This window comes from Cupriavidus oxalaticus, assembly GCF_016894385.1.
In the GTDB taxonomy this organism is placed as follows: Bacteria; Pseudomonadota; Gammaproteobacteria; order Burkholderiales; family Burkholderiaceae; genus Cupriavidus; species Cupriavidus oxalaticus.
Genome location: NZ_CP069811.1, coordinates 268831 through 281465, shown reverse-complemented (window position 1 = coordinate 281465; position 12635 = coordinate 268831). Strand labels below are relative to the sequence as shown.

15 protein-coding genes are annotated in these 12635 nt (G+C 67.6%); 5 read left to right on the top strand and 10 right to left on the bottom strand.

What is annotated here, in order from left to right; genetic code table 11:
* Nucleotides 1-6 precede the first annotated feature (6 nt).
* The 6 genes from flgG to flgB form a co-directional block, all read right to left on the bottom strand.
* The gene (gene flgG, locus JTE92_RS01245; protein WP_063240993.1) at nt 7-792 is read right to left on the bottom strand and encodes a flagellar basal-body rod protein FlgG; all 786 of its coding nucleotides are present in this window, start codon (nt 790-792) and stop codon (nt 7-9) included.
* A 94-nt stretch (nt 793-886) separates the two neighbouring features.
* Nucleotides 887-1630, bottom strand: a complete 744-nt coding sequence (gene flgF / locus JTE92_RS01240) for a flagellar basal-body rod protein FlgF (protein WP_063240994.1) — start codon at nt 1628-1630, stop codon at nt 887-889.
* A 26-nt stretch (nt 1631-1656) separates the two neighbouring features.
* Entirely contained in the window at nt 1657-2919 is a 1263-nt protein-coding gene (gene flgE, locus JTE92_RS01235; RefSeq protein ID WP_063240995.1) for a flagellar hook protein FlgE, read from the bottom strand.
* A 68-nt stretch (nt 2920-2987) separates the two neighbouring features.
* A complete protein-coding gene (gene flgD / locus JTE92_RS01230) occupies nt 2988-3653 on the bottom strand; it encodes a flagellar hook assembly protein FlgD (RefSeq protein WP_063240996.1) in 666 nt (221 codons plus the stop codon).
* Between the two features lie 57 nt (nt 3654-3710).
* The gene (gene flgC / locus JTE92_RS01225; protein WP_029048751.1) at nt 3711-4118 is read right to left on the bottom strand and encodes a flagellar basal body rod protein FlgC; all 408 of its coding nucleotides are present in this window, start codon (nt 4116-4118) and stop codon (nt 3711-3713) included.
* 34 nt (nt 4119-4152) lie between these two features.
* Entirely contained in the window at nt 4153-4560 is a 408-nt protein-coding gene (flgB, locus tag JTE92_RS01220) for a flagellar basal body rod protein FlgB (protein ID WP_063241086.1), read from the bottom strand.
* 230 nt (nt 4561-4790) lie between these two features.
* Here flgB and flgA point away from each other — a divergent pair, with 230 nt between their 5' ends.
* The 5 genes from flgA (at nt 4791) to JTE92_RS01195 (ending at nt 8161) form a co-directional block, all read left to right on the top strand.
* Nucleotides 4791-5585, top strand: a complete 795-nt coding sequence (gene flgA, locus JTE92_RS01215) for a flagellar basal body P-ring formation chaperone FlgA (RefSeq protein ID WP_063240997.1) — start codon at nt 4791-4793, stop codon at nt 5583-5585.
* A gap of 172 nt (nt 5586-5757) precedes the next feature.
* Nucleotides 5758-6066: a flagellar biosynthesis anti-sigma factor FlgM gene (flgM, locus tag JTE92_RS01210; protein ID WP_063240998.1), complete on the top strand. Its 309-nt coding sequence runs from the start codon at nt 5758-5760 to the stop codon at nt 6064-6066.
* Between the two features lie 7 nt (nt 6067-6073).
* Nucleotides 6074-6535, top strand: coding sequence for a flagella synthesis protein FlgN (locus tag JTE92_RS01205; protein WP_063240999.1), 462 nt, complete (start codon nt 6074-6076; stop codon nt 6533-6535).
* Between the two features lie 145 nt (nt 6536-6680).
* On the top strand, nt 6681-7298 hold the full coding sequence (locus JTE92_RS01200; RefSeq protein WP_063241087.1) for a type IV toxin-antitoxin system AbiEi family antitoxin domain-containing protein: 618 nt from the start codon (nt 6681-6683) through the stop codon (nt 7296-7298).
* A complete protein-coding gene (locus JTE92_RS01195; protein WP_063241000.1) occupies nt 7295-8161 on the top strand; it encodes a nucleotidyl transferase AbiEii/AbiGii toxin family protein in 867 nt (288 codons plus the stop codon). The genes JTE92_RS01200 and JTE92_RS01195 overlap by 4 nt, the downstream gene beginning before the upstream one ends.
* Nucleotides 8162-8223: 62 nt before the next feature.
* Here JTE92_RS01195 and JTE92_RS01190 read toward each other — a convergent pair whose 3' ends face one another.
* The 4 genes from JTE92_RS01190 to flhF form a co-directional block, all read right to left on the bottom strand.
* The gene (locus JTE92_RS01190) at nt 8224-8661 is read right to left on the bottom strand and encodes a flagellar protein FlhE (RefSeq protein ID WP_063241001.1); all 438 of its coding nucleotides are present in this window, start codon (nt 8659-8661) and stop codon (nt 8224-8226) included.
* Nucleotides 8661-9377, bottom strand: coding sequence for an RNA polymerase sigma factor FliA (locus tag JTE92_RS01185; RefSeq protein WP_063241002.1), 717 nt, complete (start codon nt 9375-9377; stop codon nt 8661-8663). The genes JTE92_RS01190 and JTE92_RS01185 overlap by 1 nt, the downstream gene beginning before the upstream one ends.
* A 102-nt stretch (nt 9378-9479) precedes the next feature.
* Nucleotides 9480-10274, bottom strand: a complete 795-nt coding sequence (locus tag JTE92_RS01180; RefSeq protein WP_063241088.1) for a MinD/ParA family ATP-binding protein — start codon at nt 10272-10274, stop codon at nt 9480-9482.
* An 11-nt stretch (nt 10275-10285) separates the two neighbouring features.
* Nucleotides 10286-12625, bottom strand: a complete 2340-nt coding sequence (gene flhF / locus JTE92_RS01175) for a flagellar biosynthesis GTPase FlhF (protein ID WP_063241003.1) — start codon at nt 12623-12625, stop codon at nt 10286-10288.
* Nucleotides 12626-12635: the final 10 nt, after the last annotated feature.

Genomic DNA, 12635 nt, shown 5'->3' with positions numbered 1-12635 from the left:
CAACCCTCAACCCATCTGCGCCAGGCGCTGCAGCATCTGGTCGGACGTCTGCACTGCCTTGCTGTTGATCTCGTACGCGCGCTGGGTCTGGATCATGCTGACCAGCTCTTCCACCACGTTGACGTTGGACGCTTCCACGTAGTTCTGCTGCAGCACGCCGGCGCCGTTCAGGCCCGGCACGGTGGTGTTCGGCGCGCCCGACGCATCGGTCTGCACATAGAGGTTCTCGCCCATGCTTTCCAGCCCGGCCGGGTTCATGAAGGTGGCAAGCTGCAGTTGGCCGACCTGCACGTTGGCGCTCGAGCCCGGCTGCGTCACCGACACCGTGCCGTCGCGCGCGACCGTCAGCGACAGCGTGTTGGCCGGGATGGTGATGGCGGGCTGGATCACGAAGCCGCTGGAGGTCACCAGCTGGCCGTTCTGGTCCACCTGGAACGAGCCGTCGCGGGTGTAGGCGGTGGTGCCGTCCGGCAGCGCCACCTGGAAGAAGCCCTGGCCGATGATGGCCACGTCCTTGTTGTTGCCGGTCTGCTGCGGATTGCCCTGGGTGTGGATGCGCTCGGTCGCGACCGGGCGCACGCCGGTGCCCAGCTGCATGCCCGAGGGCAGCGTGGTCTGGTCCGACGACAGCGCGCCGGGCTGGCGGATGGTCTGGTACATCAGTTCCTCGAACACCGCGCGGCCGCGCTTGAAGCCGTTGGTCGACACGTTGGCCAGGTTGTTCGAGATCACGTCCATCTGCGTCTGCTGCGCATCGAGGCCGGTCTTGGCAATCCAGAGAGAGCGGATCATGGTGGTCCTTGCTGGGAATCTTTCTTGTAGCTGGTAGCTGGAGCGAGGGGCGCGCAATCGGCGCGCCGCGCTCCGGTCCTGTTTTGCCGCCGCGTCAGTTGGTCGACAGCAGCTGGTTGGCGCGCTGCTCGTTGCCGTCCGCGCCCTGGATCATCTTCATCTGCATCTCGAAGCGGCGCGCGTTGGCGATCATCTCGACCATGGCTTCGGTCGGATTGACGTTGCTGCCTTCGAGCGCGCCCGAGATCACGCGCACGGTGGGATCGGCCTCCAGCGGCTGCGCACCGGGGCGCAGGCGGAACAGGCCGTCGTCGCCGCGCGCGATGGCATCGTTGGGCGGGTTGACCACGCGCAGCCGGCCCACCTGGGCCAGCCCGGCCGACGCTTCGCCCGGCCCGCGCGCGGTGATGGTGCCGTCCGTGCCGATGGTGACCTGCGAGCCCGGCGGCACCGCCAGCGGGCCGCCGTCCCCCATCACCGGCAGGCCGGACAGGGTCTGCACCTGGCCGTCCTGCGCCACCTGCAGCGCGCCGGCACGGGTATAGGCCTCGGTGCCGTCAGGCGCCTGCACCACCAGCCAGCCGTTGCCCTGCAGCGCCACGTCGAGCGCGCGGCCGGTATAGGTGAGCGGCCCGGCGCGCATGTCGGCGCCCGGCGTGGACGCCAGCGTGAAGGCACGCGTGCCCGCCTCCGGCCCGACCACCGGCACCGCGCGATACAGGTTGACCTGCGCGCGGAAGCCCGGCGTCGACACGTTGGCCAGGTTGTTCGATACCGCCGCTTGCTGGTCGAGTATCTGCTTGGCGCCCGACAGGGCGGTGTAGATCATGCGGTCCATGGCGGCGGCTCAGTTCAGCTCGGCAATCACAGGTTGACCAGGGTCTGCATGACCGTGTCCTGCGCCTTGATGGTCTGCGCGTTGGCCTGGTAGTTGCGCTGCGCGACGATCAGGTTGACCAGCTGGCCCGACAGGTCGACGTTGGACGCTTCCACCGCGTTCGAGCGCAGCGTGCCCATGCTGCCGCCGGCCGCGCCCAGCAGTGCCTCGCCGGAAGCGCCGGTGGCCGACCACACGTTGTCGCCTTCCGGCTTCAGGCCCTCGACGTTGCCGAACGCGGCCATCACGATCTGGCCCAGCGGCTTGGACTGTTCGTTGGAGTAGCTGCCGGTGATGGTGCCGTCGGCGTTCACCGTGTAGCCCAGCAGGCTGCCCGAGGTATAGCCGTTCTGGCTCAGCTGCTTGACGTCGTTGTCGGCGCCGAACTGGGTGGTGCCGCTCAGGTCCAGCGCCATGTTCAATGCCTGCGCGCCGTTGGCCGCGGGCTGCGTCAGCGAGATCGCGCCGGCTGCCGGCGACTGCATGGCGCCGGCGTTGTCGAACGCCAGCGTGACCGGCGCGCCGCCGACCATGTTGCCGTTGACGTCGGTCACGAACATCTGCCAGTCCGTGCCGCCGGCCACCGTGGGCGGCGCCACCGGGGGCGCGGGAGGCGCCGGCTGGACCGCGTCCTCGACCTTGGCGAAGTACGCCATCAGCTGCTGCTTGTTGCCCAGCGAGTCATAGACATTGATCGCCGTGCTGTAGTTGAACATGTCGCTGGTCGGCGGGTTGCCGGCCGAGCTGGCAAAGGCGGTGCCGGGCACCGTGGCGCGCGAGTCCAGCTGGAACTTGGCGGTGATGCGGCTGGTCGCCTGCGGCTCCATCTGCGCATTGCTAATCGTCAGCGGCTGCGGCTGCACGCCCGCGCCGCCTGCCACGCCCGGTGGATATCCCGTGACCTGCAAGCCCTGCATGTTGGTGAGGCGGCCGTCTTCCTGGCGCTGGAACTGGCCGTTGCGAGAGTAGTAGACCGCGCCATCCGGGCTGGTCATCCGGAAGAAGCCGTTGCCGTTGGTGATGGCCACGTCAAGCGCACGCCCCGAGGCCTCGATATTGCCCTGGTTGAACGACTGCACCACCGAGTTCACGCGCACGCCCAGGCCGATCTTGGTACCGGCGTAGATGTCGGCGAACTGCGCCGCGGACTGCTTGTAGCCAACGGTATTGGCGTTGGCGATGTTGTTGCCAATCACATCGAGATTGGACGCGGCGGCATTCAGGCCGCTTACCCCTTGACCGAAACCCATGGTTATCTTCCTTTGCTTTAGCTGTCGTTGAAGCCCGCTGGCATATGGCGCGCGGCGGGCGCCTGCGATTAGAGGATGCGCCGCACGTCGTCGACGTTGGCGGTCTGGCCGTTGCCCAGGTTGACCAGTACCCCGGTCGAGTCGCCGCTGATGCTCTGGACCTTGCCGTAGGTCAGTGCCACCGGCTGCACCGAGGTACCGTTGGCGGTAGCAGTGACCTTGAACGTGTAGTCGCCGTTCGGCACCAGGTTGCCGGCATCGTTCTTGCCGTCCCAGGTGATGTCGTGCACGCCCGCGGTCTGGCCCTTCATGTCAATGGTGCGGACCACGTTGCCGTCCTTGTCGAGCACGTCGACGGTCACCGCGTCGGCGGTCGACGGCAGGTCCACGCCGATCTTGCCCGCCACGCCGTCCGTCACCGACACCAGCGTGCCCGGCACCATCACGGTGTGGCCGATCAGCGCGGCCGAATCCATCGCGCGGCTGGCGCTGACCTGCGCCAGCAGCTGCGACAGCGTTGCGTTCATGGTCTGCATGCTGCTGACCGTGCTGATCTGCGCCAGCTGCGAAGTCAGCTGCGAGTTGTCCATCGGGTTGAGCGGATCCTGGTTGTTCATCTGCGTGACGAGCATCGTCAGGAAGTTGCTCTGGAGCTCGGAAGCGCTGGCGCTGCCGCTCTTGAGGGCATCGTTGATGCCCTGGGTGTTGCTGTTGACCGAGGAGGTGGTTGTCATGTCGGCTTACGGCGTTGCGTTCAGTTTGCGATCGGTGACGGTGCTCGCAGGCCGGCCTTACTGGCCGATCGTCAGCGTCTTGAGCATCATGTTCTTGGCGGAGTTGAGCACCTCGACATTGGCCTGGTACGAGCGCGACGCCGAGATCATGTTGACCATCTCTTCCACCGGGTTCACGTTGGGCATGACCACGTAGCCCTGCGCGTTCGCCATCGGATGCGTGGGGTTGTGGACCATGCGCGGCGGCGACGGATCTTCGCTGATGCCGGCCACCTGCACGCCGCCGACGTCGCTCTGGCCGGGCGTGGGCGCCATGCCGAAGACGACCTGCTTGGCACGGTAGGCCTGCCCGTCGGGGCTGACCACGCTGTCGGCGTTGGCCAGGTTGGACGCGGTCACGTTCATGCGTTGCGACTGCGCGGCCATGGCCGAGCCCGCGACGTCGAAGATGTTCATTGCCGGCATGCGCTCTCTCCTTGCTGCTGGATCTGTTGCTCGCTTACTGCTGGATCGCCGCCAGCATGGTCTTGATCTTCGAGTTCATCACCGTCAGGCCCGACTCGAAATGCACCGCGTTGTCGGCGAAGGCCACGCGCTCGGCATCCATTTCCACGGTGTTGCCGTCGGCGCTGGACTGCAGCGGGACGCGGTAGGCCAGGTCGAACGCCTCGCGGGTGGGCGCCTGCGCGGGCAGGTGGCGCACCTGGGTGGTCGACAGCGACATGCCTTCGTTGCGATGGCCGCGTTCCACGGACCGCGCCAGCGTGCTGGCGAAATCGAAGTCGCGGGCCTTGTAGCCGGGGGTGTCGGCGTGCGCGATGTTGGAGGCAATCACCGATTGCCGCTGGTTGCGCAGGCTCAGCGCTTCCTGCTGGAAGCGTAGCGACGCGTCGAGTCTGTCGATCATGCTGGCATCTCCCTGGACGACCTTCTTCAGGGGTGCCATCTTAGGCGGGGGCCCGTCGCGCCAATCGGATGAATAAGGACAGGAAATCCTTGCATTTCGGCACGCCCTCGCGCGAGGCGCTGCCTACAATCGGAACCCGATGACTGATGTAGACGGGGCGCGCCGCCGGTCACGAGGCAGCGCGCCGGGCATGCCAGCGCAGGCCCAGCCGTCCTTGCCGGGAAGTACTGATGAACCCCAATCGCCGCACCCTCCGCCGCTATTCCCGCCGCAACGGCCCGCGCAAGGCGCAGGCCCTGCTGGCGGCGTGCCTGCTGTGCCTTGCCGGAGCCACCGGCGCCGCGCCGGCGCAGGTCACGCCGGTCGCCATGCATGCACCGGCCGGCCAGCACGCCGCCACCGCGAGCCCCTTTACCGAAGATCCCGCACGCGTTGCCGTGGAGCGCTTCCTGCTGCAGCAGACCGCCGGCCTGCCGGGCAAGGTCAGCGTGCAGGTGGCGCCGCCGTCGGGTGGCCGCGCGCCGGAGTGCCTGTCGCCCGACCCGTTCCTGCCCGCCGGCGCATCGCCGTGGGGCCGGGTCTCGGTCGGCGTGCGCTGCGGCGGCGAGCGGCCGTGGGTGCGCTATATGCAGGCGCGCGTGTCGGTGCTGACCGACTACTATGTTGCGTCGCGCGCCCTGGGTCCGGGCGAACCGGTCAGCCAGGCCGACATCGAAGTGCGCCAGGGCGACCTGGCCACGCTGCCGCGCGCGGTCATCACCGACCCGGCCCAGCTCGCCGGCGCCGTCGCCGCCAACCGCATCGCCGCCGGCTCGCCCATGCGCAGCGACCTGCTGCGCAAGGCCATCGCCGTGCGCCAGGGGCAGACCGTCACCGTGTCGGTCGAGGGTGAAGCGTTCCAGATCTCCAGCGAGGGCAAGGTGCTGGCCGACGCCGCCACTGGCAACACCGTGCAGGTTCGCCTGCGCAACGGCCAGGTGGTCAACGGCCTGGTGCGCAGCGGCGATACGGTCGTGCTGCAATAAGCACTTTTAGTCCATGCATCGTGGCTGACAGCCGGATTCAGATGGCACCGCGGCATGCGAAAATGCCGCCGGTCCTGCCGTGCGGGCGATATGGGGCGCACCCCTGGGGCACGTTCCCTAAAGATTTCCCCGCCGCGGCCGTAATGCCATAGGAAACCAGCAAGGAACGCCCGTGAAGATCAACCATTCCACCTCGTCCCGGCCCGCCGACGCGCCCGCAGGCGACGCCGCCGCCCGGCCCCAGGCCGCGCCGGCCAGCGCCGCCACGCCGTCCTCCGGGCTGAGCGTCAGCCCGCTGGCCGCGCAGGTGCGCGAGATCAGCAGCCGCCTGACGCAGGAAGCCGACAACGATATCGATACCGCCAAGGTCGAAGAAATCCGCCAGGCCATTGCCGAAGGCCGGATCAAGATCGACCCGGGCAAGATTGCCGATGGCCTGCTCGCCAGCTTGCGCGAGCTCGGCCAGGCCGACTCTCAATAGCGAAATCATGCGCCAAAGCCTGATCCAGTCCCTGCAGCGTGAAACCGAAGGTGTTGAAGCTTTCGGGCAACTTCTTGCGCAAGAGCGCGATGCCATCAAGCGCGGGGATTTCACTGCGCTCAGCGAGTTGCTGACGCGCAAGGTGGAAGTGGGTCAGGGGCTGTCGCGGCAGGTCCGGGCGCGGGAGGCGCAGATGCAGGCGCTTGGCCTGCGGGCTGGCGCGGATGGGCAGTTGCTTGGCCGGGAGATCGATGCCGGCGTGGCGCAGGCCTGGCGCAAGCTGATCTTTGCTGCGCGGGTGACGCGGGATGGCAATGCGCTGAATGGCGCGGTCATCAAGGCGCATCTCGATTTCACGCAGCAGGCGATTCAGGCGCTGCGGCAGCATAGTGGGGGGGATGTGGGGTTGTATGGGAGGGATGGGAAGGCGGCGGCTGGGGTTGGCGGGGTGAGCCTGGCGGCTGGCTGAACTGCGTGTGTGGCCCGGCAGATGCATGCTGGGTGTGTAGAGCAAGCCCCCTGAAGATGCAGGCAAGCACAAAAACTTGTACGCAAATGTTACATTTTTTCGTCATATGTTTTACATCGACGAAATATTGGAACATACTGCGACCATGACCACGTTCGATCAGCCCAGCACCCAGACCCAACGCGTCCTCGGCCTGTTTGCCGGCAAGGTATTCCTGCGCGCGACGGAACTGGACGCGATCGGCATTCCCCGGATCGTGCTGACGCGCATGGTGGACGCCGGCCTGATTGAGAAGGCAGCCCGCGGCCTTTACCGGTTGCCGGGCAGCTCAGGATCGGAACATGAAAGTCTCACTGCCATTGCAACGAAGGTGCCGCAAGCAGTCGTTTGCCTGCTCTCAGCGCTGCAGTTTCACGGCCTCACTACCCAGCTGCCCCGTCACGTCTGGATCACCATGCCACGCGGCAGCCATGTGCCGAGGATCGAGTATCCACCCGTGAAGATGATCCAGGTTGCAGAGAATGCTTATTCTCCTGGCATCGAGGAGGTCGAACTCGACAACGTCCGGGTGCGCATCTATAGCGCCGCCAGAACCGTGGCAGATTGCTTCAAGCATCGCAACAAGATAGGTCTCGACGTGGCACTGGAAGCCTTGAGGGATGCCAGGAGTCAAAAGAAGGCCTCGGCGGATGATCTCTGGCGCTATGCCAAGCTCTGCCGCGTTGCCAACATCATGCGCCCCTATCTGGAGGTAATAGGATGAAGGCAGATTTTCCGGCGTCGGTACGTGCACGATTGCTGAATGTTGCAAGGGCACAGCGAGTGGATTTCAATCAGGTACTGGTTCGCTTCGCGCTGGAACGCATCTTGTACCGACTCAGCCGGTCGGCACACGCCGACCGTTTTGTTCTCAAAGGCGCACTGTTGTTTACGCTCTGGTACGACTTGCCACACCGTGCCACGCGCGACGCCGACATGCTGGGTTTTGGCGCCAGTGACCTGGAATCTCTTGCGAAGACATTCCGCGACATCGCTGGTATTGCGGTGAACGACGGCATCGCTTTCGATCCGGCATCGGTCACCACCGATGAAATTCGCAAGGAAGCGGGCTATGCCGGTGCGCGCATCCTGATCACCGGCACACTGGCCAATGCGCGCTGCAGGACGCAAATCGATATCGGATTCGGGGATGCGGTAACACCCGGGCCTGTGGAGGCGACCTATCCGGTGCTGCTCCACGATCTGCCAGCGCCACGGTTGCGGACCTATCCAATCTACACGGTTGTTTCGGAAAAACTCCATGCCATTGCGCTGCTTGGCATGGCTAACAGCCGCCTGAAGGACTATTTCGACCTTTGGGTTTTGCTTGAGCGCGAAACACTGGATGCCCATCTCCTTGCCGACGCAATCTCCGCGACATTTGCCCGAAGGGGCATGGCCGTTTCCAGTCAGATTCCTGTCGGCCTCACCGACGAGTTTTCATTGGACCCATCCCGTCAGGCAGTTTGGGAGGCTTTCCTGTGGAAGAACGAACTCGGCCGGCTGACGTTGCGCGAGGTCGTCGGGAGATTGCGGAACGTGCTGGAGCCGGCCTTGATGCAGGCCCATCTGGGCAAGCATTCTTAGGCGGTATGCGACCTGTTGCTGGCACCTAGATCAGATGCCAATCCGCGAGGCAGAACAAATGCCTACCGAAACCCGACAACCACCTCATTACTCCGCCCCTGCAAAACCGGCACCAGGCTCCCCTGCCCCGGCACCCGAAAGGCAAACACAAACCCCTTGGTAGCATCATCCCCGGAGAACGCGGACGTCTGCCCCTCGGCCTGAGGCAACATCACACACCGCTGCGCATTGCAGAGATATGCCTGCAACTCAGCCGGCGGCGTCTGCGCAAAGCTGTAACGCCACCGCACCGTCGTAATCACGCCTTCAGCCTGCGGCAACACCCCCACCGGCTGGATCGGCGCCGACACGGCCCGCTGCCCGCGCCCATGCAACGCCGGCCCATTGACCGACCCGGTCCACGCATGCCGCGTACCGCCTTCAATCGCTGCCCAGGCACAAGCCGACGCAGCCAGCAGCACGACCACAGCGCCGCGCGCGAGCAGGCCACCAGCTGCCATCACAACAACCCTCGCAACTGATTCCGCAACCGCGTAATCGCCTGCCCCCGGATCTGGCACACCCGTGACTCGGTCACATCCAGCACCGCCCCGATCTCCCGCAGGTTCAGCTCCTGGTCATAGCACAGCGACAGCACCAGCTTCTCGCGCTCGGGCAGCCGGTCGATGGCGCGGATCAGCGCCTGGCGCATGCCGCTTTCCATCAGCACCGTCAGCGGATTGCCGTCGTCGCTGCCGCCAAGATGGCGGTCGAGGAAATCCTCTTCCCCGGAGCGCTCGAAATCTTCGTAATGCAGCAACTGGCAGCCATAGACCTCGTTGAGCAGGACCTGGTAATCGTCCAGCGGCATTTCCATCGCCTCGGCCACCTCGGAATCGAGCGGCGTGCGTCCGAGCTTCTGCTCCAGCGAGCGCTGGGTGCGTTCGATGCGCCGCGTGAACTGGCGCAGGCTGCGCGACTGCCAGTCGTTGGCGCGCACCTCGTCGAGCATGGCGCCGCGGATGCGCTGGCTGGCGTAGGTCTCGAAGCGCGCGCCGTGGGTGTCTTCATAGCGCTTGGCGGCGTCGAGCAGGCCGATCATGCCGGCCTGGATCAGGTCGTCGATCTGCACGCTGGCAGGCAGCTTGGCGGCCAGCTGCAGGGCGATGCGGCGCACCAGCTGTGCGTGCGCCTTGACCACATCGGCCTGGTCGAGCTTTCCCTCGATCGTGTACATGGTGCAATTCTCGTGAATGCTGGATTGCTGGACGGGCGCGCCACGCGGCGCGCCGGCTGGCTCAGGGTCTGGTTCGTTGGTAAGGCATGGCTCGGGCGGCGCTCATGCCGGCACGGGCGTTGCCGCAGGGGTTGGCGTCTCGGTGCGCAGCGGCCAGCCGCCGATGCTGCCGGCGGTGCGGCGCAGCGCGCTGGTCGCGGGTGCAGCCGGGAAGGCCTCGACCACGCAGCGGCCGAGCTGCACGCCGCGCGCCACCAGCGGGTCTGCCGGCAGCCAGCCGGCGCACAGCACTTCCACGCCCAGGTACTGGCTGGCGGTACGCGCCAGGTTGCGCAGGATCGCCTGTACGGCGGCTTCGGTGGCGGCCATGTTGACCACCAGGTGGAAGCGGCGCCACGCGTACAGGTGGTGCAGGCGCTTGATGCAGGCATACGCGGCGGTGATCGACGCCAGTTCCGGGCGCATCACGATCACCACGTTGTGCGCGCCGCCGGCAAAGGGCGACAGCGCGCCGTCGGCATTGGTGGTGGCATCGACCAGCACGCTGCGGAAGGCCGACAGCGCCGCGGCGGGCACCTCGAGCCCCGCGCGCTGGCGGCCAGCCGGCAGCACTGAAACCGCCCCGCCGGTGCCGGCACCCGCCGCGGCTTCCAGCGGCAGGCGTCCTTCCTGCACGTCGGCGAGCGTGCCGGCCGGAGTCGCGCCGGCGAGCCTGGTCGCGCGCGCCGTGGCCGGGTCTTCGTCGAGCAGCAGTACGCGCTCGCCCTGCAGCGCCAGGGCGTGCGCCAGGCCCAGCGCCACCGTGGTGGCGCCGGCGCCGCGTTCGCTGGCGATCACGGCAATGCGGCGCGTGGTGCGCGGCGCCAGCATGCGCCGCAGGCTTTCTGCCTGGTCCATGGCAAGCGTGCTCACTGCAGGGCTCCCATGACATCGGCCGCTTCCGCGACAGCGGGTGCCGCCGCGGCGCGGCCGGGGTAGTTCTCCAGTACGTCGAGCAGCGCCAGCATGCGGCCCATGCCTTCATTGAGCACGGTGCCCGGTACCGCGGCGCCGGCACGCACGGTGCGGCCGGCCAGCCGTGCCAGGAATGACGGCGCGGTCGCGGTTGGCGCGTGTTCGAGGCGCAGCACGGACAGGCCCAGTTGCAGCGCAGCGAGTGCGGCACTGGCGGCGTGGCCGGCGTCGGCATCCTGCGCGAAATGATCGGCAGCATGGCGCAGCGTGCGCAGGCGCGTTTCGGCCGTGTCCGACCACGGCGCCCAGCGCGCCACCTGTGCCGCGTCCGGCGCCAGCGCCGGGTCGCACAGCAAATAGCGGGTATCGAGCAGCTCGCCGCTGGCGCGGTCGACCAGGCGCACCACCGCCAGGCAGGCATCGATGCCGCCTTCAGGGGCGCCCTTGCCACGTGCGGGGCTGTCGGGCACGCGCACGTCGGCGGTGGCAAGCCAGCGCACAGCGTCACGCTCGCGCACGACGGCGTCGCCGACGGCGTGGAAGGTCAGCGTATCGGCGAGCGCGTCGAGCTTCCAGGCGGCGCCCGCGCTGACCACGCGCACGGTCTTGCGCGCGCCCGCGAGCCAGCGTTCGCCGGCCTGCTGCCAGCGCGCCAGCGTGGCGGCCGAGGGCATCGCGTCGATCAGGTTGACCACCTTGCGCGCAGCGCTCATGGCCGCGCGCAGGTTGGCGGCCTCGGCATCGGCCTCGCCCAGCGGCTGGCCGGCGCGGCCGGCGGCGGTGATGGTGGCGGCCAGCGGCGTGCCGTCGCGGTCGCCCAGCCACAGCGTGTGCTGCAGCGGCTGCGGCGTGCGGCGTCCGGGCACGCTGACCGGCAGCGTGGCCGCCAGCGCCAGCACATACTGGTCGCAGGCGCGGTTGACGTCGCGGCAGACCGCTTCGCGTACCTGCTGCGCCATCGCGCGCAGCTCGGTATCGCCCGCGGTACGCTGCTGCCACAGCGAGCGCGCCAGATCGAAGCCGAGACCCGCGTTGTTGAGCTCCGCGACGCACTGGCCCAGCGCGTCGGCGCTGTCGGTGAGCGAGCGCAGCACGTCGTCGGCGCCGCCCTTCGCGGCCTGCTCGTCCGCGACCGCCTGGCGGCGGCGCGCGGCGTCGGCATCGGCGAAGACCGAGCCGCGGCGCGGCGTCAGGAAGGCGCGTTCGACCAGCGCGGTGCTGCTGGCCAGTTCCAGGTGCTCGGGCACGCGCTGGCCGGTGGAGGCATAGAACACCGGCAGGCGGTGGCGGATCACCACGTCGAGCACGGAGCCCAGGTGGGTAGCTTCATCCAGCTTGCTGATGATGCAGCCGTCGATACCGCCGCCATCCGGCGCGGCATCGTGGCGGTAGGCATGCACGACTTCATTGAGCGTATCGCCGTGGCTGGCGCCGTTGAGCAGCAGCACGCGCTGCACCGGCGCCGGCACGCCGGCCAGCATCGCGATCTGTTCCGACAGGCTGCGGTCGCGCTGGCTCATGCCGACGGTGTCGATGATGACCAGGTGCTTGTCCTTCATCGCCGCCAGCGCGAAGCGCAGGTCGGCCGCGTCTTTCACCGCGTGCACCGGCACGCCGAGGATGTCGCCGTAGATGCGCAGCTGTTCATGCGCGCCGATACGGAAGCTGTCGGTGGTCAGCAGCGCCAGCTTGTCGGCGCCGTGGCGCAGCACGAAGCGCGCTGCCAGCTTGGCGGTGGTGGTGGTCTTGCCCACGCCGGTGGGCCCGATCAGCGCCAGCACGCCGCCCTGCGCGAACAGGTGGTCTTCGTCGCCCAGCACCGGCACCTTGCTGGCCAGTTCCTTGCGGATCCAGGTCATCGCGGCGGGACGGTCGTAGCCCAGCGGCAGGCGCGCCAGCAGCGTGCGCGCGAGCTGGCCGGAGAAGCCGGCGCCCACCATCCATTCGAACAGCGATTCGCGCAGCGGGTCGCTCGCCGCAACGCCATGGCCTGCTGCGGTGGGCGCATTGCCGATGCCGGCAAGCTGGCGCTCCAGCAGTGCGCGCATCGATTGCAGTTCGCCGCGCAGGTCGCCGATGGCAGGCGTCTCCGCCACTACCATCGCCGGCGCTGGCGGCACGTAGGCCTGCGCACTGGCCGATACGCTGCCCAGGTCGGCATCGCGCATGGCGACGATCTCCACGCCGCCCTCCACGGTGCGGTTGGACAGCACCACGGCATCGGGGCCCATGGCTTCGCGCACCTGGCGCATGGCTTCACGGCCGTTGGCGGCGACAAATTTGGCTACGCTCATCGTTGGCTCT